Below are 21,606 nucleotides of genomic sequence, written 5' to 3'. Positions count from 1 at the left end.
ATTTGCCCTTTTTATTGTACATCTGCCGAGTCCTCCAGCGCACTATCGGCATATTGTTCCCGCGCGTGAAGGATCGCCGGTAATTGTTCAAAAAAGACATCAACAACTTGAGGGTCAAAATGTTCGCCCCGCTCTTCGGTGAAAAGCTGTAGGATGCGATCTAAGTCCCACGCTTTTTTGTAGACACGCTCGCTGCCAAGCGCATCGAAAACGTCAGCAATCGCGGTAATACGCCCGTAGATGTGAATGTCTTCACCTTTGATTCCTCGGGGATATCCGCGACCATTCCATTTCTCGTGATGCTCATAGGCGACCACCGCCGCCGTTTTGAGAATGTGACGGTTGGAGTTTTTGAGCAGATTATAGCCGATCACGGTGTGATTTTGCATTAATTTGAACTCTTCATCGGTTAATTTGCCCGGTTTGTTGAGCACACTGTCGGGAATCGCTACCTTGCCGATATCATGCATGGGTGAAGCAATTTTGAGAAGTTCCGACTCTTCCATACTCATGCCTAATCCACGTGCAAGGATATAGGAATACTCGGCTACACGCTTAACGTGGTTCCCCGTTTCTTTGGACCGGCTCTCGCCAATTTCGCCCATACGGAAAATAATTTCTTTCTGGGTCGCTTCAATCTCATTGGTGAGCAGCGCAGATTCTAAAGATTTGCCCGCATAAGAGGAGGCCAGTGTTAAATATTCCATATCTTTATCCGAAAATTGCTGGCATTCCGTTAGTTTATTAATGGCCTGGTAAGCGCCCATGATTTCGCCCTGACTGTCGCGGAACGGAATAACCATCAAGGCTTTCGTGCGGTAGCCTGTTTGCTGATCCGTTCGCAGTGCGCCATTAAGCAAGTAGGTTTTATATTGTTCATTCGTGTAGGCGTCATCAATAAATACAGCTTTATCATGCGTGACCGCATAACCGACAAGTCCTGCCGTGCTGGGGATACGAATCTCATCGAGTCCATGAGCCACTTTGGACCAGAGCTCATTCTTACTCTTATCCAGCAGCCAAACCGTACAGCGATCAGAGACAATCATTTCCCGGCCCATATCCGCCATCAACATAAGGACATTCTCGAGTACTCGTTCATTGGCAATTTTGGCTGCATAATCAAAAATAACGCGCAGCATTTCTTGCGGATCCAAGTCATTTTTTATCTGGGATCTAGTTGTAATCTGGTCGTTATCCATGGCAGCCTCCTAGCTTTCGGAAATTATCTTACCATATTATTCTCGTAAAAAGGTTAACTTCCTGCTAGAATCTTACGAAAAATGATTGATTTTGTCGAAAAATAGTAGAGTTCGCTCGGGATGATTCCCAAGACTGTGCTATGCTAAAATAATAGTTGGAAATTGAGGTGTTCAAATGGAATGGATTTGGGGTTTAGCCGGCAGTTTGCTTATTGCAGGCGCTGCCTACTGGAGAGGATCCCTCTCTGTATCAGGTTTGATTTCTGCGGTTATTCTTGGGACCTTGATGTTTGTATTTGGCAGCTTAGCTTGGTTTGGGACGCTGATCGCCTTTTTTATTTCGTCTAGCGTGTTGTCGAAGCTTAAGCATCAGCGCAAGGCCGCTGCGGAAAGCGGTTATGCCAAAGGCGGAAGGCGAGATGCCGGGCAGGTTGCGGCTAACGGCGGTTTGGGCTTATTACTGTGTATAGGCAATGCGATTTGGCCTGATCCTGTTTGGTGGGTGTTGTTCGTTGGCGTGATGGCAACCGTCACAGCGGACACGTGGGCCACGGAAATTGGCGGAATGAGCTCATCTGAGCCGAGGTCGATTCTTAATGGCAAGCGTGTTCCTGCTGGAACATCAGGTGGCATCAGCACCATTGGCGTGCTGGCTTCTGTGGTGGGAGGAGCTTTCATTGGATGGCTCAGCGGTTGGTTCAGCACCATCGGCGATATGGACTACGAAACAGTCGCAACTCCTGTTTTAATTCTATTCGGTGCCCTCTCAGGTTTGCTCGGTTCCTTAGCTGATTCATGGTTAGGGGCAACTTGGCAGGTCATGTACCATTGTACGGTATGCGGGAAAACAATTGAGAAAGAAGTTCACTGTGGTCAAAATGCGAAGCAAATACGCGGCTTCCACTTCATGACCAATGACCGGGTAAATGCACTCTCCTCGCTGATTGGAGGCGTAGTGTGCTACGTATTATTACTTATATCGACGCAGCTATAAAAAAAGTGCAGCAAATTTATGAATTTTCGAATTCAATAGATTTGCTGCACTTTTTTAGCATTAATGCACGGTAGGCGAAGCCTCGCCGGCTGTTTCTCTCACCGGCTGCTCGGCTGGAGGCGAGACGGCGTCTTGCAGCTGTTTTTCCAAGTGCTTGACTTTACGATTCAGCTTGTACTGACGAACCATTCCGAAGAGGCCGACAATCAGACCGCCTAATAAGGTGGAGGTTAAAATAACGAGAATGAGTGGCGTGGATGTTTGGGCAAATATGAAATTTACTTGCACCGGTTCGACATTCACAACCGCAAAAACGGCTGTGAGGAGGGCGAATATTAATGCGCAGATCAGAATCCATTGCATCTTCATCCAACATTCATCCTTTCCAAGGAGAAAAGGTTGAAGGCTCGGGCCTCCAACCTCACTCGTTCACTTACTTCGTAAGCTCTTCCATCTGATCGAGCAAAGAGCTGAAGACGCTCATGGCTTGCTTGATCGGCTCCGGTGTCGACATGTCAACGCCGGCTTTTTTCAGGATGTTCAGCGAGTAGTCGCTGCCGCCGCTTTTCAGGAAGCCCAAGTAACGGTCAACGGCTGGCTGGCCTTCATCCAAGATTTGCTTCGCAAAGCTGGTTGCTGCCGAGAAGCCAGTTGCGTATTTGTAGACATAAAAGCTGTTATAGAAATGAGGAATACGCGCCCATTCCATCTCAATATCCTGATCCACAACCATGTCATTGCCATGGTACAGCTTATTCAAGCCGTAATAGATTTCACTGAACTCTTGAGGCGTAAGCGACTCGCCTTGCTCCGATTTCTCATGGGTAATCATTTCGAACTCGGCAAACATCGTTTGACGGAATACCGTAGTACGGAATTGATCCGCATAATAAGTCAGCAGATAGAGCTTCTCTTTTGGATCCGTCACACGTTTCAATAAATAGTCCATGAGGAGCGCCTCGTTCAGGGTAGAAGCGACCTCTGCAAGGAAAATCGTATACTGCGCATAGCGGTATTCTTGATTTTCGTCGGACAAATAGGAGTGGATGGCATGACCCATTTCGTGCGTCAGCGTGAACATGCTGTTTAAATTGTCTTTATGGTTGAGCAGCACATAAGGATGTGTACCGTAGGCACCCCAGCTGTACGCACCGTTACGCTTATTCTTGTTCTCATAAACGTCGATCCAGTGGTTGTCGAAGCCGTCTTGAAGAATTTTCAAGTAATTTTCGCCAAGCGGAGCCAGGCTTTTCTTGATTTCTTCTTTGGCTTGCTGGTAGGTGATATCCATTTTGAACTCTTCAACCAGCGGAGCAAAGAGGTCATACATATGTAATTCATCGACTTTCAGCAGCTTTTTGCGGAGCTTCAAATAACGCTGCAGCTCAGGCAGAGAGTCGTGAATGGTGGAAATTAAGTTCGTGTAGACTTCCTTCTTGATGTTATCGCCGAAAAGGGTCGATTCCAGAACGGAAGGATAGTGACGCGCTTTGGCATAAAAAATATTTTTATTAATATTCGCGCTGAGCGTTGCGCCAATCGTGTTCTTGTTGTTGCGGTAAGTTTCGTAAACGGCATGGAAGGCATTTTTTCGAACTTCCGGATCACGGCTCTCCAGGAATTGAATGTAGCTTCCATGGGTGAGCTCAACTTCCTCGCCTTTTTCGTTCTTTACTTTAGGGAACTTCAAATCGGCGTTGTTCAGCATGCCGAAGATCGTGCTCGGCGCTCCCGCCATATTGCCTGCTTGAGCCAGAAGTGCTTCTTGCTCTTTGGAAAGCGTGTGCGGCTTCTGGCGAATCATTTCTTCGAGCGTGTCTTTATAAAAAGATAAAGAAGGATCATTGACCAATTGCTGCAGTTTTTCATCGGATAAACTTAAAATTTCCGGCGAAATGAAGGAAAGAGCTTCGCCCACTTCGACACTGATTTTTTTCGATTTATCGGATAAGGCCTGGAAAGTAGGCTCTGCTGTATCTTCATGATGTTTCATGTTGGCATACACATAAAGTCTTTCTGTCTTCAGAGAGACCTCATCTTCCAACTGGAAACATTGCTTGACGGCAGCGGCGTCGTTAAGTTTTCCTTGGAAGGCGCTGATTTTGCTGATCGAGCCTTTAACATCCTGAAATTCTTTTTCCCAAGCCTTCGCATCGGCAAATAAATCTTCCAGATTCCAACGGTGCTCGGCAGGTACTTGTTTGCGTTCCAATAGTTGAGCCATGGGAGCCCTCCTGTCCTTGTTTTGAATTTGGGGTAAACGGTTTTCCTTCGCATGCAAATCAGCTGCTGGGACAGAGCTGAGGAGAAGTCCCATTGCTGCAGTTACATAGATCCAGCGCATTACGGTCACGCTCCCGGCATATACCCAAGTGGGGGATTCTTGATTTAAACCCACTTCATGGTTTTCACCTAGTATGACCGTTAACCCACTCAATTATGATTATAAGAAAAAGCTGGAAGGAAGTAAATTTACTTTCCGGCGCCAAAGAAGCTGATCAAGATGAGTACAAACGAAAACGAGACCATGACGATTGCCAATAAAGCGAGATATCGTTTCATTTGGGCGGGAAGGCTGTCTTTTTTCATAATCAAAATGATGGCTAGGCAGAAGGATACGAGAATAAATGTGAGTATAGAACCGGATTCGGTCATTGGTGAATCATCCTTATCCCTATAGAATATGACATTTGCTAATTACTGCATGATAGTAACTTTCGCTGCCTGTTGGCAAACTCCTTTTTCAGCCGGCATGCTGCATCGTTTCATCGGGATTTTCATCCTCTTCTGTCTTCACCAGAATTAACTTGCCCCGGGAATCCATCTTCACTGTAAAACGATCTTCCGGAGCAATTTGAGCTTCATCGCTTAATTCTTTAGGCAGTTTTAATTGTCCGCGGTCTCCGACTTCCACGAGGTAGCCGACCATTTTGGACCATTTGCCTGCGGCAAGCACGATGATGACGAGCAGTCCGATAAGCAGCCATTTGCCAAGCGGATTTGAAGCGAAATAAGGGGAGAGGAACTTCTCGCCGGTAATCATTTTACCTGCCGTTAATGCGAGCACGCCTGCGCCGATATACATGATCCATGGATAAGTTTCAATCCATTTGATGAACAAGGTGCTGCCCCAAACTACGATAGGGACGCTGACGAGCAAACCGATGATGACGAGCAGGAAATTTCCATGAGCGGCGCCAGCGACTGCAATGACGTTATCCAGACCCATGACGGCGTCGGCAATAATAATCGTGCGAATGGCAGCCCACATGCTGCTTTTCGCTTCAACTTGTTCGTGATTTTTCTTCTCGCTGAGCAGCTTATACGAGATCCAGAGGAGCAGTATGCCACCCGCCAAGAGAAGTCCGGGAATTTTCAGAAGCGTGACCACGACCAGGGTCGCAAGAGCGCGAATAACGATGGCGCCTACGGTTCCCCAAAGGATGACTTTCTTTTGTGTTTCCTTTTTCAAATTACGTGCCGCCATACCGATAACGATCGCGTTATCTCCTGCAAGTACCAAATCAATGAGGATAATGCTGAGTAATGAAACGAAAAACCCTGCTGATAACCATTCCACAACGACCACTCCTTTAGCAATTTTTTTGAAAAAAATAGAGCCCAGCACCGACGACGGTGAAGGCTCTAATTCATCAAAAAAGACCTTCACCAAAAAATTGGCAAAGGTCTTGCTAACAACGATAGTCGTTGCCAATAAAGCCGGGATCTGATGAGGATCCGAATTGACGACTTTACTGTATCAGCTACTCCCCTTTGGAGTATTACGTATGAACTTGTAACTTAATTATAAAAAGATAGAGAATGAAAGTCAAGGCATTTGGTCTAATCCGTTTATACTTCTTTGAATGCGTCCATAATTGCTTGCCATTCTTCTTCGGTACCATCGAACTTATCCTTAGCAAATCGCTCATTAGCCCAGTGAAGCATCGCTGGCCGTCCGATGAACGTGTGACACTCTTCACCCCACTGGTCGGAGATCTCCGTCAGTACAATTTTGGTTCCTTGGACCTCCACATTCAGCATGTTCCATTTATCTTTTTTGTAGATGGTATGTTTCTTAAAAGGTTGTTTTGACACGGTTGTTCCTCGTTTCTGTAGTAAGCTTAAAGATATATGCAATCGTATCATAAATAGGCGTTTTTTCCAAACAAAGCATCAAAGAAATCCCTATTGCCATAGACCGTTGCCCGTGGTAATATTCTCCTAATCCTTTCCAGAGGGAAATGGTTATGAGACGGGTTATTGCCCGGAGAAGATGAGCTGAGGAGAGATGAGCATGGGACAAAAGCGTATTTATGAGCAAGTTGGGGTCGCAATGACCTCGAGGTCGTACGCAGAGTATGAGAAAATGTTTATGCTGCAGGCGGAACAATTGCAAGGCAAAAGGGTTCTGGATGTGGCCGGCGGTGCATCTTCCTTCACGGTAGAAGCAAGGAAGCTTGGTATTCTCGCAGAGGCGGTTGACCCTCTGTATGAGAAATCATCGGAGGAGATAGATCAACACGGCAGGCAAGAAATCGGGCTTGTTGCGGCCAAGATGGAGAAGCTCCAGGATGTCTATGATTGGTCGTTTTATGGTTCGCTTCAAAATCATACGGCAGGACGTATAAAGGGCCTAGAAAGGTTCGTAGAGGACTTCTCAAGTCGTAATGGCATGGCAAGGTATCATGTGGCTTGTCTTCCGGTGCTGCCTTTTGAACAAGATTCCTTTGATCTTGTGCTGTGCAGCCACTTTCTGTTTCTGTATGAGGAGCAGTTCGACTATGCCTTTCATCTGAAAGCGGTGCGGGAACTGCTTCGCGTCGCGAAGCCTGGCGGTGAAGTGAGAATCTATCCATTGCTCAGTTTTCGAACAGAGGAGTATGGCAGATTGCCTGATTTACTAAATGAATGTACAAACGAGGGGCATTTGGTTGAAAAAAGAGAGGCAAGCCTACCATTTTTACCAAATTCTCATCAATATTTAAGCATAATCAAGAGGGGCTTCGCATAGAGGAAAACGTTGGTATATCAACAAATTTTAGCATGTCCAGAGCTTTTTATGCGTTGATTTATCCCAGATGTGATGGTATAATTTCCTTATTCGTCATAGATGGCGATATTTTTAGGAGGTTGTTCACTTGAAAGGTACAGTTAAATGGTTCAACGCAGAAAAAGGCTACGGTTTCATTTCTGTTGATGGAGGCGACGATGTATTCGTTCACTTCTCCGCAATTCAGGGCGAAGGATTCAAAACATTAGAAGAAGGCCAATCCGTTGAGTTCGACATTACTCAAGGCAACCGTGGTCCTCAAGCAGCTAACGTCACAAAATTATAAGAAATTGGGAGTCCCCACTTATAAATAGAGTGTCATAGCACAAACAACAGAGACAGTCCCCTGTGGGGCTGTCTTTTTTGCTATTAGTAAGGCCTGTGCACATCCTGCGAGGGAGGTGCACAGGCTTTTATATTTAAACAAAGATATCGATAATCAGCACGGTTCCGAATGCAATGAAGGAAAGGAGTGTTTCCAGGACAGTCCACGTTTTGAACGTTTCTTTGACGGTTAATCCGAGGTATTCCTTGACCATCCAGAAGCCTGCGTCATTGACATGGGAAAGCATCAGCGAGCCTGCGCCAGTAGCAATAACGAGCAGTTCCAAATTAACGCCGGACATATGCACAACAATGGGAGAAACGATACCCGCGGCTGTTGTTAAAGCGACCGTCGCTGAACCGGTTGCGACACGAATTAATCCGGCAACCATGAAAGCTAGTACGATAGGAGACAGAGAAATATTTTCGGCCATTTGCGCAATCGAGGTACCTACGCCGCTGGCGATAAGGATTTGTTTGAATCCGCCGCCTGCACCGATAATCAAAATAATCGAAGCAACAGGGAGCAGGCAATCGTGCGACAGCTTGCTGATATAATTTTTACTCATCCCTTGGCGAATGCCCAGGAAGTAGAAGGCAGCGAAACAAGAAATGAGCAGCGCGATCACGGAGTTTCCGATAAAAGCAAGGAATTTCATGAATCCGCTTGGGACAGGCAGGTAAGGTGCAATGACAGACAAAACCATCAACAAAACAGGCAGCAAAATAATGAAAAAGGAAATGCCGGCGCCTGGCAGTTTTTCAGGCTCAGTGCTTGCATCCAGAAGCTCAGGTTCATTCTGAGGAACAACACGTTTGTTTACCCATTTGGCAAACAGAGGGCCTGCAATGATCGCAGCCGGAATCGCAATGATCAGGGAGTAGATCAGCACTTTGCCGATATCCGCTTTGTAAATGCCAATCGCTGTCATAGCACCAGGGTGAGGCGGAACTAGACCATGTACAATAGACAAACCAGCGATGACCGGTAATCCGATGAGTAAAATATTTTGTTTCGTCGATTTGTGGATGGAGATCACAAGCGGTAGGAGCATAACGATCCCGACGTCAAAAAATACAGGGATCCCGATAATAAAACCGGATAGCAGCATGGCCCATGGCAAACGTTTTTCACCAAACACGCGGATAAAGAAATTGGCGACTTGGGTGCCTGCCCCGGAATCGGACATCATTTTACCCAAAATTGTCCCTAATGCCAAAATGCCGACTAGATGCCCTAGCACAGCGCCGACGCCGGTTTCGTATGCGCCAACGATTTTATCCATAGAGAGACCCGCCATAAGCGCCAGGAACAAGCTCGCAACGGTTAAAGAAATAAAGGCATGCCATTTCCACCAGGCTACGCCGAGAATAACAATAACAATAGCAAGCAGGGTAACGATCAGTAGATACATATTCATGTGGAATCCCTCTTCTCAAGAAGTTAGTAAGCGTTATCAAGGTGTCGACGAGAAAAGGAAACAAGGCTGAGGCCAGTATCCTAAATATCGTAATTAACTACATAATTGTGCATTTCGGTGCTGTAATGCCCTGCGCTGAATTCGATCAGAGTGCCTTGTTCATCATAGGAATATCGCAATCTGTTCAGTAAGGGCGTGCCTGGTTTCACCTGCAGCATGTCCTCTACATGGGAAGAAGCGGTGACAGCAGCAAATTCATCCCGATATTTCTCTAAGGCAATGCCGTGATCTTCAAGGAGCTCGTACAAGGATTGCTCGTTCAAGTCCGTGAGTTCGATCGTGGACATTTGCAGGGAGAGATAGTGGGAATAGTGAATATAGGGCCTGTCATCTAAGTGATATAGGCGTTCGATATAGAAACACCGCTCTCCAAACAGCTGATAAGGCAATGTTCCAGGTGTATTCGAAACAATTTCAGCGCGCAGCAATTGCTTGTGAATTTGGTGGCCTTCTTCAACCAGCACTTCTGTGAACCGTTTCCATTTGGATAACTTGGACAGGGAAGCATTGCGAATGACTTTGGTTCCTTTGCCGCTGCCTTTTTCCAAATATCCCTCTTGTGCCAGCTCTTTGATGGCATTTCGAACGGTGATCTTGCTGACGTTGAATTCCTGCTCCAACTGGGGTTCAGATGGAATATTGGTACCCAAAGGATACACACCATGCAAGATGCGATCCTTTAGGATATTCATGATTTGTAAATATAAAGGGCGTTTATTACGGGATAAGTTCACCTAAACGTTCACTACCTTTCTACATCGCCCACAACTTCCGTCATCGCACGCAGGATATCGCTTTCCGATGACATAGGCGTATCGCCAACAATGGTATGTGCGAGCATGCTGGCGGCAGCTGCAAACCCGACTGTCTTATCAGGTGAAAATCCTTGGATTTCCCCATGTACGATACCGCTTGTGTAGGCATCTCCAGCACCAATTCTATCATAGATAGAAAATGTGAGGAGATTAGAAAAGGTGAACGACTGATTTTTATAAATAAATCCACGCAGTGAATGGGTGTTGTCACTGTTGATATGACGATGCGTTCCTGCAATGACAGCGATCTGATATTTGTCTGCAACGGCTGGAATCAGTTCCATCAGCTGATCTTGACGTTCGGTTTGATCGGTATGCATGCCCAGGATATATATGGCATCTTTCTCATTCATCATGACAATGTCAGCAAGCTGCAGCATGTCCTCGTAATGAGGTTTTGCTTTCGCGTAACCGCCTTCACCCCAATGGGCCGGACGATAATTGCAATCGAAAACAACCGTGCCGCCGTTAGCTTTAACTTGTTTGGCCAAGGCCTTCATATGCTGGCGTACATTATCATTCATGGCGAGAGTAATCCCGCAGAAATGGATCATATCGATATTTTTAGCAATTTCAGCAAAATTATAAGTGTTTTCCGGGGCGGTATTGAAACTGCTTTCCTGCCGGTTGGAATACGTGACGCGGCTGGGCCGCGCACCGAAACCATTTTCTAAAAAGTACATGCCGACATAGTTGCCGCCTCGAGTAATCATCGACGAGTTGATGCCTAGTTTACGTAAGTAAGCTTCTGCAGCATCTCCTACTGGGTTGGACGGCAATCTGGAGATCAGGAACCCGGCATGCCCGAAGCGAGCAAGCGCGGAGCTGATATTCACCCCTGTGCCAGAGAACGTGTAGTTAAGCGAGCTGGCTTGAGACAAGAGTTCATAACCTGGCACCTGCAGGCGCATCATAACCTCTCCAAAAGCAGCAATTCGCTTAGCCATGTTGATCAACCAGCTTCTTCATGATGCTGAGCAGTTCGCGTACATCGGATGTATTTGTTTTTCCTGTAGCTTTATCAATAATTGATGAATACACATGAGGGATCACTTGTGGAACTTTCGCTTCCAACGCGATGCGCAGGATCGTTTCAAAGTTTTCCATGTCGATGCCGCCGGTTGGCTCAAGAGCAAAACCTTCTTCGCCGCAAGCTTGTGCAACGGCACGAAGCTCGTCTTCACGGCTCAAGCCGTTCATCGGGAAATACTTGAGGGCATTCCCGCCCATGTCGCGAACAAGTGCGATAGCGGTTTTAACAGGTACGATAGCGTGCTCAGGTTGAGCCGCGCTTACAGGACCTGTTGAGATGTTCACATAGCCGACGCGGCCGGTAGGAGAGACCAAGCTGTTGATCCAGCTGTCTTGCTCGCCAAGATTAGCGCGTGTTGCCCCAACGGCAGGGAACACCTGGTTGATGTGAGTCCCCGGGTAATGCTTGGCAATCGCTGCAACAACAGTAGCTTGGCGATTGTCGCCTGCGCCCAGACCGATGGATACGGCTTCGTCAATCGCTTTGCCGTATTCTTTCATTGCGGCAACGGCTGTCTCAACGGTTGGGTAGTCTTTCGAAAGAACGCCGACAAGCACGTAACCTTCAGCTGCTTCGAAAACTTCTTTTGCATTTTCAACGGAGTTAGCGAGCACGTTTAGCGCTGCGCGGCCTTTATACAATCTTTTTGCCATGTTGGACATATTATTGACCTCCTGCTAATTTGCGTATTTGAGCAGCGATAACCTCAATGTCATCGCCTTGAAGCGGACGTGGATCGATATCAAAATAGCCTTGTCTTACCCCATAATCACGGGTATAGATGGCGATTTCACCTTCGCGAAGCCCATTTACGACTTCTTTCGCTGTCGTTCCAGCTTGCTCCGGATCAATTTGAATGCGTCCGCGGAAAATAGCGCGGCCTGCTTCATCTTGAACAATCGTCACTTTAATGCCTTTTAATTCGCCAAGCGGCATTAGCACTTGCAAAGCTGCTTTTTCTTGCTCGCTTTTGTCTGCTTTAACGCCATACTCATCAAGTGCTTGAAGCAAGCCGAAGGAAGTTTCCTTGCCGACTTTCATGCTCCGGCCAATGCCGTGCAGCTGAACTTTAAGCCACTCAATATAGGTGCGTTTGCCGCCGACAATACCTGAAGTAGGGCCTTCAATGGCTTTGGAACCGCTGTAAATGGCCAAATCGGAGTATTTTACATACTTTTGAATATCTTCTTCCGCAGCCGCATCTACGATGAGCGGTACGTTATTTCGCTGCGCAATATCCCAGGCTTCTTCAACGGAAATCATGTTTTTTTGGACAGCATGATGAGATTTCACATAAAGAATGGCGGCCGTATTTTCGTTAATCGCGTCTTCAATATGTTCGGCTTTCCCTTCATTGGCGTAGCCAACTTCGACGAGTCTGCCGCCACCAAGGTAAACCATGGTTTCAACAGGGGCGCCGTATTGTACGTTGTGACCTTTGAGAATGATGATATCACGTTTGGCAATAGGGTCCTGATGCAGCCGCTCGCTTGCTCGACGATTCCCTTGGGTTACTACGGCTGCTACGGAAAGCGCGATGCCGCTGGATGCCGAGTTGACGACAACGGCAGCTTCGGAGCCAAGGATTTTGGCGATGTAGTCACCGGCTTTATCAACCAGATCTGCAATTTCAACGTAATTTTGTCCGCCATGTTTCATGGCTTCCATAACGGTGTCGGTCGGAGCGGATACCCCGAGAATACTCATACGTCCACTGGCATTGATGACACGTTTAAGACCGTATTTAGCATTTAATGAGAGCGCCATTTACAACTACTCCTTTAGATTGAATTCTTTGTTCCGCCGTACGTGTGTCTCCTTCAGAGTCCGTGAGTTGAATCTTTTCATTCTGCACGGTAAACAGAGTGAGATTTGCTGTATCTCCAACTTGAATGCGGCCAAGCTCCGGTTTGTTCAGCCAATTTGCAGCATGCGTAGTCACCGCAGCAATGACTTCCTCAAGCGTATAGCCCAAATACAGAAATTTCGTCAGCACATTGGACATACTAAAAACAGGCCCTTTCAAACGATTCCCACGATAAATATCCGTTGAGATCGTGTCCAAACCGATGTGATGCTTTTTCGCGGCTTCGGCAACTTTGAATGAAAAGCTGGCTGTACCGTGTCCGACGTCCAGATGAACGCCTCTTTCAATTGCTTTCGTAAGGACTTGCAGAGGTTTGCCGCTGTCATCAAAAAGATTATTAGCCTTCCCATTCAAATAATGGGTAATGATATCTTTCTTTTCCAAAAGCGAAACAACTTCTTCAATGCTCGGCGGTCCAGAACCGATATGAACCATTAAAGAAAGACCGGTCGCTGCTGAAAGCGCACGTGCTGCACGCAAAGGCTCAATGCGGGAATCGCGAACAACACTTTTGCTGATTCTTGCCTTCAAACCGACGATGAAGTCTTCATAGTTCTTGACTGCATCAACAACCTTCTCTTGGTTAATCCATGACATATCGGATAATTCGTCGATCCTTTGTAAACCGATATGCGAAATGTTCAAAAAAGCAAACAAGTTTGTTAGCGCATTTTGTCTGCTTGCTGCTAGTTCGGCGATACGGTCAGCTCCACAGCTTCCGGCATCAACAATTGTTGTAACACCTTGCTTGACGCCGATTTCATCGATTTCATCGCCATAGGGATCAAAGGCAGGGAAGGCATGAACGTGCATATCGATCCAGCCGCTTGAAACATAGGCACCTGAATAGTCAACGATCTGTTTGCCTTGTCCTTGTCCGGGACTCGTCAACTCCGCAATTTTTCCGCCTTCAATGACAATATCCAGAAATTCTCCGTTTACTTGCTTAACATTGTGTAGGACGAACCGCTCCTGCATGCCTGTCACCTTTTTCCATAACTCGAATTATGAACGCTTTCACTAAGTCTTCCTTCTAAGGTCTCCTAATATGTAGGAGAAGGTTGTAAATTGTATAATTGAATATAACGTTATAATGTTAGAATAGCATATTGATTTATTTAAGTAAATATAACGTTATAATGTTTGTGGTGGTAATTTTGGCATGTTGATGTGCTCGCATATAAGAAAAAGAAGCTGTCCGCGAATAGCGGCAGCTCCTTCATCTTAGTCGATGATTTGGAGAATATCATCAATTTCTTTGCGGGCCAATTTGCCCGGGCGTTCCTTCGGATGACCAAGGGAAATAACCATATTGATCTGACATTCTTCCGGAATGTTCAGATATTCGCGAATTTGATCTTGGGCCAGCAAAACAGGGCCCGTCATCGGACATGTCGCGAGACCTCTGGCATGCGCGGCAAGCATCAGATTCTGCGAGGCTAAGCAGGAGCTCTTGATGCCTTCCTCCGCCCACACCGCATCCTCAACAAGCTCAATCGGATCAAAAATCCGCTCACGGAACTTCGACTCGTACGGTGTTGCTAAGCAAATGATCAGCACGGGAGCGTTGGAAAACGCAGTAGCATAGGGTCCGAATGATTTCACAAGAAGGCGTGCTTCTCGGGAAAGGCCTTTCTGCTCGGCTTCAGACGCCCTGAGGTGAAGCTGATCCCAGGTTAGTTGTTCGATATGTTTAATCTTTTCCGTATTTCGTATCGCAATAAACTTCCACGTTTGGGAGTTCGTATCGCTTGGCGCATAGCGGGCACAGTCGATAATTTCACGAATATCTTCGGTCGCGACTTCCTGCTCTGTAAAATTCCGAACGCTGCGGCGCTCTAACACAATAGATTTAAAATCCTCATAATTCATATAAAACAATTACCTGCCTTTGCTGCATCATTTTCGTCATCATTATTACTTGGTCCTAAGAGTATAGTATAAAACAGTTGTCACTGCAGCACAACCGTATCTCCCTCTTGGAGCCCCTTGAGGACCTCCGTTTTCTCAGGTGTTTCCAAGCCGATCTCAATTTCACGGCGTTCTATGCCTTGCGGGGTCTGCAACATGACGTAATAAATATCTTTCTCATGATTCACAGCAAGCGTGGGAACGACCGTTGCTCCGCTTTTTTTCTCAGTCTCAATTGTGCCGGAAAGACTGAGTCCTGCGATAAGCTGCTCATCCGGTTCCAGGGAAATCGTTACCTCGAATTGCGCGGAAGCCGAACCTTGATCCGTGCCGGTTTTGGCAAATTTGGAAACCTTCTCAACCTTGCCTTGCAGCTTTTTCTGTTTCAGGGCTTCAACTTTGACTTGGACGGGCATCCCCGGCTTAATCCGGAAAACGTCAAACTCGCCTACGGTACAAACGAGCTGCAGCTTCGTCAAATCCACGATTTTACCGATTCGTACGCTTTCCTCGACAGACTTGGGGATTTTGGCGGAATCCTCGAACAAGAAGATGCCGTCCTCAGGTGAAACAAAAGCGGCTTGCTCCACTTTCTCTTGCTTTTTTGCCAGCTGCAGTTGAATGGACTCATCGTTGACCTGATTCAACTGCTCCTGGATTCTGCGTCCTTCGGAAGCGGCAAATCGTGACCGGGAATCATCCTCACTAACAGCGCCAACCGGAGTGCTGGATGTTTCCCCTTCCGGTCCAGCTGCTTTGAAGTTCGCAAGATCAGCCTCGAGCTTCTGCTTTTTCAAATTGGATTGCAGAGCTGCAATTTCACTTTTCAACGGTGTGGCGTCTAGTTCGAACAGCAGCTGTCCCTTTTTAACTTGAGCCCCGTCAGCGATCTGCCATGCTTTAATTTCACCGCCAAACGGTGCATAGACTCGTGTTTCCTTCTCATAGGACGACTTTCCTTTTACTTCAACACTGTTGACCAGGTCCTCTTTGGTTACTTTAAATAGCAGTGCGCTTGGAGAGGCGGTGTTGTCCGTATTTGCTCTCTTCATGGCTTGGGGATGGCTGGATATGTATAAAAAGCCGCTAATCCCGCAGATTAAGAGCGCTGTGATTAGCAGCATCCATGTTTTCTTTTTCCTCATTCTAGGCAAACTCCTATTCTCGTTTAATAGCTGTCAACGCGTCCGTGCGCGATGCTTTAATAGCGGGATATAGTCCTGATAGAACGCCGGTCATCACAGCGAAAAACATGCCAACTGGAAGAATCCAAAAGGAAATGAATAAAATTTCAGCGGGCTCTCCGGAATTAGATCCGAATCGGATGATGATCAGATTAATTCCCCATATAACCCAATAGGAAAGCAGTATACCTACAAGGCCGCCTAACATGCCTAATAGCGATGATTCCACGATAAACATGTTGCGGATTTGTTTTAAATTCGCACCCAGCACCTTCATGATGCCAATCTGTCTTCGGCGTTGATGCGTGGACATCGTCATAGCAACTACAATGGAAATCGAGGCTACGAATAGCACGAAAAGACCGACACCCGTGAGCAGCAACCGAACGATAACGAATTCGCCTTTCATCCGATCCTCTTGGTATAAATTGGTTTGCGTGTTGAGCTGAAGTTTCTTTATCCACTCATCTACTTGCTTGACGTTGACGCTATTGTCAATTTTCACTTTCACTTCCGAATATTGAACGCGACCGTTTTGGGCCGACTTGTTCAGTGCCTCCAACATTTTCTGGCCGGTTTGTGGGGATACGTAAGCCGTTTTGTTCCCTTGCAGCATGGAGTCAGGCAAACCATCCGGTTTTTTCAGAATGCCAGTAACCCGCAGTGTCACTTCTCTTGGTTCAGCCAAGCTTGTACCCGAATTCCCTCCAGATTGGTCTTGGTAGTTATTTGCTTTGAGCAACAATTGCTTTTGATAAAGTGGATACGGAATTGCGCCCATTTGACGGTAAGTTTCAGCCTGCTCCTTGGTTGGATTTTGCTGCATCAGCTTATTTCTGGTCTCTATCGTCTTGGAATCCATAACACCGAGGGTCGCCCCGTAATTGAGCACAATGTGATTGTCTTGATTCGTAGCGCCGCCTTGCCCAAATTTGGAGTCGAAATCTTCCAGCGCGCTTAGTTCAGTGGCAATAAGATGAAGGTAACTTTGTTTGCCATCATCAACCGTGAAGCTGAATTGTCCTAAGTCTTGAAAACTAGCAACGGATTTCACATGTGGAAAAGTACGAATGAGTTCGAGCTTGCTTGTTGTTAGTTTAGGCTGGCTGTTCGGGTCATTGTTCTGCTCTGTAATTGTAATTTCATCTGTTTTGAGATAAAAGCTCATTTGTTTCTGGCTGTAATGCTGAATGGATTCTCCGAAGCCGAGCGCCACCATAATGGAAGCTGAACCGATGGCGATTCCTACGGTACATAAGGCTGTGACGACTTTACGCCGCTGCAGTTGGTCCCAGCCAAGTCGAACGTAATCTTTAAGCTTCATCCGGTCTCACCGTCCTGCTCATTTCCTTCCAGCAAGTATCCGTCGCGAAGCTGTAAAATCCGCCGTGTACGGCGCGCTACTTCGTGTTCGTGAGTAACGATCACGAAGGTGATGCCCGAATTCTCATTTAAATCAATGAGTAAATCAATGATTTCGCCTTCCGTCTTCGTATCTAAATTACCAGTAGGTTCGTCAGCAAAAACGATGGCAGGTTTCGTAATGAGGGAACGAGCGATACTGACACGCTGCTGCTGTCCGCCGGATAACTGTGAAGGAAATAAATCCGATTTATCACCGATACCCACTTGTTGCAGAAGCGCCATGGCTCGTTGTTTGCGTTCTGAGGCGGCTACACTTTGAAAGACGAGGGGCAGCTCAACGTTTTCGCGTACGGTTAAATGTGCTATTAATTCATAAGATTGGAAAATGAAGCCGATATGCGTCCTTCGAAATTCCGCCAAGCGGTTTTCGCTCATTTTCTCAATCGCCTGTCCTGCGATGCTAATACTACCTCGAGTGGGCTTCATTAAGCCCGCCATTAAATTTAGCAGTGTCGATTTCCCGGAGCCTGAGCTCCCGAGCAAAGCGACCATTTCGCCTTGCTCTACCCGGAAACTTAGTTCATGCAAAACGGGGGTATCCTCTTGCCCAGTGCGGAAACTGTGAGATAACCGTTCAATGGCTAACACGTAATCAATCCCTTCAATAAAAAACTATCTGCTGCCCGGCAAACGCTCATCGTTTTGGAATAGATGCGTAGCAAGGAAACCGATTGCTGCCACGATGGATAAACAGCCGGCAATGAGGTAAACCGTGCTTCCCCCCAGAGCGTCATAAATCCAGCCGCCCAACATGCCGCTGATTAATCCAGCAATGCTTGACCAAGCCACAGCAAAAATCGCTTGCCCGGACGAGCGGTATTCATCGGGTATAATTTGGCTCAAATAACGATTGGCCGTTATGAGGAATACGCCGAATGTTAAGCTATGCAGCAGCTGAACGCCGATGATCCAAACGGGATTATGGATAGATCCCATAATGAAAAAGCGCAAAGCGTAAATAATTCCCGCAAAGGCCAGAAGCGGCAATTCTTTGAACCGATGCCCATGCTTGCTGAGAAAGAAGAACATGGGGATTTCACTTAGTGCGGAAGCCATCCAAGCATAACCAATCACAGAGTCAGGGGCGCCGAGCTGCCGCATATAGAGGGCAAGGAAGCCATCATTAAAACGGTGAGAGACTGACAGAATGATGATCAAGGTTAAGAACCAGACAAACTTCTTCGAACGCAGAATGCTTAGCATGCCGCCTAAAGCCATTTTTTTGCCACTTTGACGCGCGTCCTTTAAGAAGAAAACAAGGATTAACGTGCAAGTAATGGTGAACAGACACAGAATTGGCGTGAGGCCTGTCCCGTAATGTCTAAGCAGCAAACCAAAGCCTCCGGCGGATACAGCGAATCCGATGGAGCCCCACACACGAAAAGAGGCGTAGCTTTTGCCGCTTGCCCGAATGCTCAACATGAGTTGGCTGTCATTGAGCGAATTAACCGGCTGTTGAAAGAAGAAAAACATCGCTAAACAAATGTACAGCAGGGAAAACCATCCCGCAGTAAACACTAAGATGGCCGTGATGAGCTGGCCGATGATCAGAATGATCATGATTTTTTTGACGGTTTGAAAACGGTCGCTCAAGAAACCCCACAATAAATTTGTTGCGATTCCAATCAGCGGCCCAATGGCATAAAGCAAGCCAATTTGAAGCTTGGAATATCCTTTGTAATCAAAATACAGGGGGAAAAAAGTGACGACGATGCCCATTGTCATAAAAAAGGAGAATGTGAACAATCGAAGCAGGCGATGTTGTGACTTTATAAGATTAGACGTACTCATAGATGGTTATCACTCGTTTTCGCTACAAATTTTTTGGAGATAGGGTTGGCTGCGCTTCTTCGGCTGTGCGTTTGAGCACGTAAACTACGACCAGCAATTCGGCCAACGTGCCAATGGATTGTGCTAATGCGCCAATCATTCCATTCCAGTCGGGTACTGCCCAAATAGAGATGAAAAGGGTTAAGACCGTGATCGTAGCATTTGCCGATTGCGAGAAAACCATTATTTTCGTTTGTCCTCTGAGCATGATAATTCCGTTCATATAATCCAGCCAAGGGAATACTAATGTCATAATCATAAAGATACGCATAGCATGCAAGCTGGCTCGCATGAGTTCAGCATTAACACCCATCACATGGGACATAAACCAAGGCCCAAGAGGTGTATAAGCAAGAATAGCGATGAGAGTTCCGGGAATAAAGCTAAGAACAAAGACAAACCGCAGCACGGATTGTGCATCTTTGCGATAGAAGTTCAACACGATTTGATGAATATAAGAGAAAAAACTTAAAACCAGCTGCGTCAAAGAGCCGGCAATCGCAAAAGAAGATATGGCAAGGTGGATGTGCGTTGTTTTTCCTAAGATCGCATTAATAGAAGGTCCAATGATGACGGCGATGATAGATGAGTACAAAAGCGGCTTATAGAAGCTGAAAATTTGCTTCTTGGTTTCAACGGGATGGCCGGGCACCTTCTCAGGAATAACTTTTTTTAGCAAGCTGGTGCCTTCCCAGATGGCTACTAAAGCTTCAATGACCATGCCCATTAGAAAAATAATAGCGCCAACTCGCCCGCTAGAGACATTATCGGTTGTGATAAAATATAACGATAATAAATACATAGCGACAATTCGAACACCCATGCCGATGGTTAACCATTTGGTCCGCATATTAAAAATAATAATGCCATGGAATAAACACCGCAGTCCGGAAAAAATGCTAACATACATTAAAATACGATAAACACTGATCGTAGAGTCCAACAACTCGGGTTCGACGCCAAAGAAGTAAAGAAATACCCACTCTCCGACCGGCGTGTAGCATATAATGAGACCAAGAAGGATGATACAAGCAAATACATAAGAGCTGACTGCTGCCATGGCTCGAAATGAGATGCGGTCCCTGACGAGGGTAGAACATGCTTGTCTTAGCAGAACAGCGGGTCTCTCGGTTATGCCTAACAAACTTAGTGGCAGCGCATAGCTGGCAATGACCAATTCGGGATTATCAGCCCGGGCAAGTGTGCTGTTAATGATAACGTGCGAGAGGGTAACTAACGTTGCGGAAAGACCGAGGGGGAGAAAAAAGGAGATAAGCTGATTCCATGAGATCGTTCTTTTCACAGCTGAAGCGGTCATTTCTGTATCTCTCCTAACCAATATGTCCCTTCTAAAAACGTTATTTAAGTATACCAGAAAATGAAATATTGTTGACATACAATTTTAACTGGAAACCCAAGGTTTGAAGTGATACATTTAAAGGTAGAATGTTTCTTGAACTATCGCAGCATGTTTTTACTGCAAGGAGGTAATTCAGAAGAATGAGCTGCTATTTTCAATACGATGCCAGACTTGGTATCGAGACGCCAGCTTTAGAACAAGATTGGGATTCTTATCCCTCTGATGTGCGTGTTGAAATCCTGTTTCAGTGGGAACAAATTCGAGGAGTTATCCCCGATCGGATCATGAAGCTGGAAAGCGTCATTATTCGTAAACAAAACCAGTTGGATCAAGAAGATGATTTTATAACTTCCTGTCGTTTGAATTCCGAAATTGCTGATTTGGCATCGATTATAAATGATCTTCACCTTTGGTTCCGGATTAATCAGGATTTGGAAGCGAAGACCCACCATTAAGTTCGTCTAATGAAAGGGAGAGTGACTGGCATGCATAGCAATAAAGATGGTACAGACTGGCTGGAAGCTATAGCGAAGCCGCTCTTGGAGCATCTGCCTGCCTTATATCCAATTGAAGAATGGGATTTAGCCATGGATGCGAACATTGAAGCGATGTTACCTGTTACTATGAGCCAAGGGAATCCAGAGCAAGAGATGTATGGATTGGCTATCAAAGCGGGTCTTTATTTACTGAATGAAAGTCTCGACAAGTCGCACGATATTGCCCAGGAAATTACAAATGCGACAGGCAGCTATTGGCATGCTCTTATGCACCGGATGGAAGGCGATTATAGCAATGCGAAATATTGGTTTAATGACGTCGGTCATCATCCTATTTTTTCGAATTTAATTGCCTGCGTAAGAGATTATTTAAGTGTGAAAGACTTGGCGGATCTAGACAACGAGGCGTTGCGCCAGAAGCTGGAAGTGCTGATTACTTCTCCTGTATGGAACCCATGTGTTTTTATTGACGTGGTGGAACTTCAGGTATCCCTGGTTCAAAATTCAACAGTCGATAGCTGGCTGAGACATATCCAACGTTATGAAATGCAGCTGCTGCTGCAATATTGCTATGAACAAAGTTGTGGAGGAAGTCTGCTTGAAGCAATTGGACAGAAGTAGTACGAAGGT

At 46.2% G+C, this 21,606-nt stretch carries 23 protein-coding genes; 5 read left to right on the top strand and 18 right to left on the bottom strand.

Annotated elements, in window-relative coordinates; genetic code table 11:
• Nucleotides 1–11: 11 nt before the first annotated feature.
• Complete coding sequence (locus PCH02S_RS15870) at nucleotides 12–1,202, bottom strand: HD domain-containing phosphohydrolase (RefSeq protein WP_127454640.1); 1,191 nt, start codon at nucleotides 1,200–1,202, stop codon at nucleotides 12–14.
• A 175-nt stretch (nucleotides 1,203–1,377) separates the two neighbouring features.
• Between PCH02S_RS15870 and PCH02S_RS15865 the strand changes: the two genes are divergently transcribed.
• The gene (locus PCH02S_RS15865; RefSeq protein ID WP_127454638.1) at nucleotides 1,378–2,196 is read left to right on the top strand and encodes a DUF92 domain-containing protein; all 819 of its coding nucleotides are present in this window, start codon (nucleotides 1,378–1,380) and stop codon (nucleotides 2,194–2,196) included.
• A gap of 60 nt (nucleotides 2,197–2,256) precedes the next feature.
• On the opposite strand, the gene PCH02S_RS15860 is transcribed toward PCH02S_RS15865, so the two are convergent.
• The 5 genes from PCH02S_RS15860 to PCH02S_RS15840 all read right to left on the bottom strand — a co-directional run bounded on the left by PCH02S_RS15860 (nucleotide 2,257) and on the right by PCH02S_RS15840 (nucleotide 6,240).
• Nucleotides 2,257–2,565: a LapA family protein gene (locus PCH02S_RS15860; protein ID WP_127454636.1), complete on the bottom strand. Its 309-nt coding sequence runs from the start codon at nucleotides 2,563–2,565 to the stop codon at nucleotides 2,257–2,259.
• Nucleotides 2,566–2,629: 64 nt separating this feature from the next.
• The gene (pepF, locus tag PCH02S_RS15855) at nucleotides 2,630–4,420 is read right to left on the bottom strand and encodes an oligoendopeptidase F (RefSeq protein WP_174806785.1); all 1,791 of its coding nucleotides are present in this window, start codon (nucleotides 4,418–4,420) and stop codon (nucleotides 2,630–2,632) included.
• Nucleotides 4,421–4,668: 248 nt separating this feature from the next.
• Nucleotides 4,669–4,851, bottom strand: coding sequence for a hypothetical protein (locus tag PCH02S_RS15850; protein WP_127454635.1), 183 nt, complete (start codon nucleotides 4,849–4,851; stop codon nucleotides 4,669–4,671).
• A gap of 88 nt (nucleotides 4,852–4,939) precedes the next feature.
• On the bottom strand, nucleotides 4,940–5,776 hold the full coding sequence (locus PCH02S_RS15845; RefSeq protein ID WP_127454633.1) for a TerC family protein: 837 nt from the start codon (nucleotides 5,774–5,776) through the stop codon (nucleotides 4,940–4,942).
• A gap of 272 nt (nucleotides 5,777–6,048) precedes the next feature.
• Complete coding sequence (locus tag PCH02S_RS15840; protein ID WP_127454723.1) at nucleotides 6,049–6,240, bottom strand: hypothetical protein; 192 nt, start codon at nucleotides 6,238–6,240, stop codon at nucleotides 6,049–6,051.
• Nucleotides 6,241–6,493: 253 nt separating this feature from the next.
• Here PCH02S_RS15840 and PCH02S_RS15835 point away from each other — a divergent pair, with 253 nt between their 5' ends.
• Both PCH02S_RS15835 and PCH02S_RS15830 read left to right on the top strand, forming a co-directional pair.
• The gene (locus PCH02S_RS15835; protein ID WP_127454631.1) at nucleotides 6,494–7,210 is read left to right on the top strand and encodes a class I SAM-dependent methyltransferase; all 717 of its coding nucleotides are present in this window, start codon (nucleotides 6,494–6,496) and stop codon (nucleotides 7,208–7,210) included.
• Nucleotides 7,211–7,337: 127 nt separating this feature from the next.
• A complete protein-coding gene (locus PCH02S_RS15830) occupies nucleotides 7,338–7,535 on the top strand; it encodes a cold shock domain-containing protein (protein ID WP_028556542.1) in 198 nt (65 codons plus the stop codon).
• Nucleotides 7,536–7,668: 133 nt separating this feature from the next.
• Here PCH02S_RS15830 and PCH02S_RS15825 read toward each other — a convergent pair whose 3' ends face one another.
• The 12 genes from PCH02S_RS15825 to PCH02S_RS15770 all read right to left on the bottom strand — a co-directional run bounded on the left by PCH02S_RS15825 (nucleotide 7,669) and on the right by PCH02S_RS15770 (nucleotide 20,437).
• Nucleotides 7,669–8,994, bottom strand: coding sequence for a GntP family permease (locus PCH02S_RS15825; protein WP_127454629.1), 1,326 nt, complete (start codon nucleotides 8,992–8,994; stop codon nucleotides 7,669–7,671).
• Between the two features lie 80 nt (nucleotides 8,995–9,074).
• Entirely contained in the window at nucleotides 9,075–9,788 is a 714-nt protein-coding gene (locus PCH02S_RS15820; RefSeq protein WP_127454627.1) for a UTRA domain-containing protein, read from the bottom strand.
• 11 nt (nucleotides 9,789–9,799) lie between these two features.
• Entirely contained in the window at nucleotides 9,800–10,816 is a 1,017-nt protein-coding gene (locus PCH02S_RS15815) for a sugar kinase (RefSeq protein ID WP_127454625.1), read from the bottom strand.
• Nucleotides 10,809–11,564 (bottom strand): 2-dehydro-3-deoxy-phosphogluconate aldolase, encoded by a 756-nt coding sequence (gene dagF, locus PCH02S_RS15810; protein WP_127454623.1) that lies wholly within the window; start codon nucleotides 11,562–11,564, stop codon nucleotides 10,809–10,811. The genes PCH02S_RS15815 and dagF overlap by 8 nt, the downstream gene beginning before the upstream one ends.
• Before the next feature lies 1 nt (nucleotide 11,565).
• Nucleotides 11,566–12,669, bottom strand: coding sequence for a DgaE family pyridoxal phosphate-dependent ammonia lyase (locus PCH02S_RS15805; protein ID WP_127454622.1), 1,104 nt, complete (start codon nucleotides 12,667–12,669; stop codon nucleotides 11,566–11,568).
• Nucleotides 12,647–13,747, bottom strand: a complete 1,101-nt coding sequence (locus tag PCH02S_RS15800) for an amidohydrolase/deacetylase family metallohydrolase (protein WP_127454620.1) — start codon at nucleotides 13,745–13,747, stop codon at nucleotides 12,647–12,649. Before PCH02S_RS15800 ends, PCH02S_RS15805 begins: the two co-directional genes overlap by 23 nt.
• Nucleotides 13,748–13,993: 246 nt before the next feature.
• Nucleotides 13,994–14,641 (bottom strand): nitroreductase family protein, encoded by a 648-nt coding sequence (locus PCH02S_RS15795; RefSeq protein ID WP_127454618.1) that lies wholly within the window; start codon nucleotides 14,639–14,641, stop codon nucleotides 13,994–13,996.
• Nucleotides 14,642–14,721: 80 nt separating this feature from the next.
• Nucleotides 14,722–15,825: an efflux RND transporter periplasmic adaptor subunit gene (locus PCH02S_RS15790; protein WP_127454616.1), complete on the bottom strand. Its 1,104-nt coding sequence runs from the start codon at nucleotides 15,823–15,825 to the stop codon at nucleotides 14,722–14,724.
• A 13-nt stretch (nucleotides 15,826–15,838) separates the two neighbouring features.
• Nucleotides 15,839–17,188, bottom strand: a complete 1,350-nt coding sequence (locus PCH02S_RS15785; RefSeq protein ID WP_127454614.1) for an ABC transporter permease — start codon at nucleotides 17,186–17,188, stop codon at nucleotides 15,839–15,841.
• On the bottom strand, nucleotides 17,185–17,877 hold the full coding sequence (locus tag PCH02S_RS15780) for an ABC transporter ATP-binding protein (RefSeq protein ID WP_127454612.1): 693 nt from the start codon (nucleotides 17,875–17,877) through the stop codon (nucleotides 17,185–17,187). The genes PCH02S_RS15785 and PCH02S_RS15780 overlap by 4 nt, the downstream gene beginning before the upstream one ends.
• A gap of 24 nt (nucleotides 17,878–17,901) precedes the next feature.
• Nucleotides 17,902–19,080 (bottom strand): MFS transporter, encoded by a 1,179-nt coding sequence (locus PCH02S_RS15775; RefSeq protein WP_127454610.1) that lies wholly within the window; start codon nucleotides 19,078–19,080, stop codon nucleotides 17,902–17,904.
• Nucleotides 19,081–19,102: 22 nt separating this feature from the next.
• Complete coding sequence (locus PCH02S_RS15770) at nucleotides 19,103–20,437, bottom strand: multi antimicrobial extrusion protein MatE (RefSeq protein ID WP_127454608.1); 1,335 nt, start codon at nucleotides 20,435–20,437, stop codon at nucleotides 19,103–19,105.
• 182 nt (nucleotides 20,438–20,619) lie between these two features.
• On the opposite strand from PCH02S_RS15770, the gene PCH02S_RS15765 reads away from it, so the two are divergent.
• Both PCH02S_RS15765 and PCH02S_RS15760 read left to right on the top strand, forming a co-directional pair.
• On the top strand, nucleotides 20,620–20,934 hold the full coding sequence (locus PCH02S_RS15765; RefSeq protein ID WP_127454606.1) for a hypothetical protein: 315 nt from the start codon (nucleotides 20,620–20,622) through the stop codon (nucleotides 20,932–20,934).
• 30 nt (nucleotides 20,935–20,964) lie between these two features.
• Complete coding sequence (locus tag PCH02S_RS15760) at nucleotides 20,965–21,597, top strand: hypothetical protein (protein WP_127454604.1); 633 nt, start codon at nucleotides 20,965–20,967, stop codon at nucleotides 21,595–21,597.
• Nucleotides 21,598–21,606: the final 9 nt, after the last annotated feature.

The sequence above is a fragment of the Paenibacillus chondroitinus NBRC 15376 genome, assembly GCF_004000765.1.
In the GTDB taxonomy this organism is placed as follows: Bacteria; Bacillota; Bacilli; order Paenibacillales; family NBRC-103111; genus Paenibacillus_E; species Paenibacillus_E chondroitinus.
Note: the sequence above shows the minus strand (reverse complement) of the source record. Positions and strands in the feature narration are given on the sequence as shown.

Bases quoted from the DNA above. Each gene is read 5' to 3' on its own strand.
- PCH02S_RS15870 (WP_127454640.1), bottom strand. From the start codon at position 1,202: ATGGATAACGACCAGATTACAACTAGATCCCAGATAAAAAATGACTTG.
- PCH02S_RS15865 (WP_127454638.1), top strand. From the start codon at position 1,378: ATGGAATGGATTTGGGGTTTAGCCGGCAGTTTGCTTATTGCAGGCGCT.
- PCH02S_RS15860 (WP_127454636.1), bottom strand. From the start codon at position 2,565: ATGAAGATGCAATGGATTCTGATCTGCGCATTAATATTCGCCCTCCTC.
- pepF (WP_174806785.1), bottom strand. From the start codon at position 4,420: ATGGCTCAACTATTGGAACGCAAACAAGTACCTGCCGAGCACCGTTGG.
- PCH02S_RS15850 (WP_127454635.1), bottom strand. From the start codon at position 4,851: ATGACCGAATCCGGTTCTATACTCACATTTATTCTCGTATCCTTCTGC.
- PCH02S_RS15840 (WP_127454723.1), bottom strand. From the start codon at position 6,240: ATGCTGAATGTGGAGGTCCAAGGAACCAAAATTGTACTGACGGAGATC.
- PCH02S_RS15835 (WP_127454631.1), top strand. From the start codon at position 6,494: ATGGGACAAAAGCGTATTTATGAGCAAGTTGGGGTCGCAATGACCTCG.
- PCH02S_RS15825 (WP_127454629.1), bottom strand. From the start codon at position 8,994: ATGAATATGTATCTACTGATCGTTACCCTGCTTGCTATTGTTATTGTT.
- PCH02S_RS15815 (WP_127454625.1), bottom strand. From the start codon at position 10,816: ATGGCTAAGCGAATTGCTGCTTTTGGAGAGGTTATGATGCGCCTGCAG.
- dagF (WP_127454623.1), bottom strand. From the start codon at position 11,564: ATGTCCAACATGGCAAAAAGATTGTATAAAGGCCGCGCAGCGCTAAAC.
- PCH02S_RS15805 (WP_127454622.1), bottom strand. From the start codon at position 12,669: ATGGCGCTCTCATTAAATGCTAAATACGGTCTTAAACGTGTCATCAAT.
- PCH02S_RS15800 (WP_127454620.1), bottom strand. From the start codon at position 13,747: ATGCAGGAGCGGTTCGTCCTACACAATGTTAAGCAAGTAAACGGAGAA.
- PCH02S_RS15795 (WP_127454618.1), bottom strand. From the start codon at position 14,641: ATGAATTATGAGGATTTTAAATCTATTGTGTTAGAGCGCCGCAGCGTT.
- PCH02S_RS15790 (WP_127454616.1), bottom strand. From the start codon at position 15,825: ATGAGGAAAAAGAAAACATGGATGCTGCTAATCACAGCGCTCTTAATC.
- PCH02S_RS15785 (WP_127454614.1), bottom strand. From the start codon at position 17,188: ATGAAGCTTAAAGATTACGTTCGACTTGGCTGGGACCAACTGCAGCGG.
- PCH02S_RS15775 (WP_127454610.1), bottom strand. From the start codon at position 19,080: ATGAGTACGTCTAATCTTATAAAGTCACAACATCGCCTGCTTCGATTG.
- PCH02S_RS15770 (WP_127454608.1), bottom strand. From the start codon at position 20,437: ATGACCGCTTCAGCTGTGAAAAGAACGATCTCATGGAATCAGCTTATC.
- PCH02S_RS15765 (WP_127454606.1), top strand. From the start codon at position 20,620: ATGAGCTGCTATTTTCAATACGATGCCAGACTTGGTATCGAGACGCCA.
- PCH02S_RS15760 (WP_127454604.1), top strand. From the start codon at position 20,965: ATGCATAGCAATAAAGATGGTACAGACTGGCTGGAAGCTATAGCGAAG.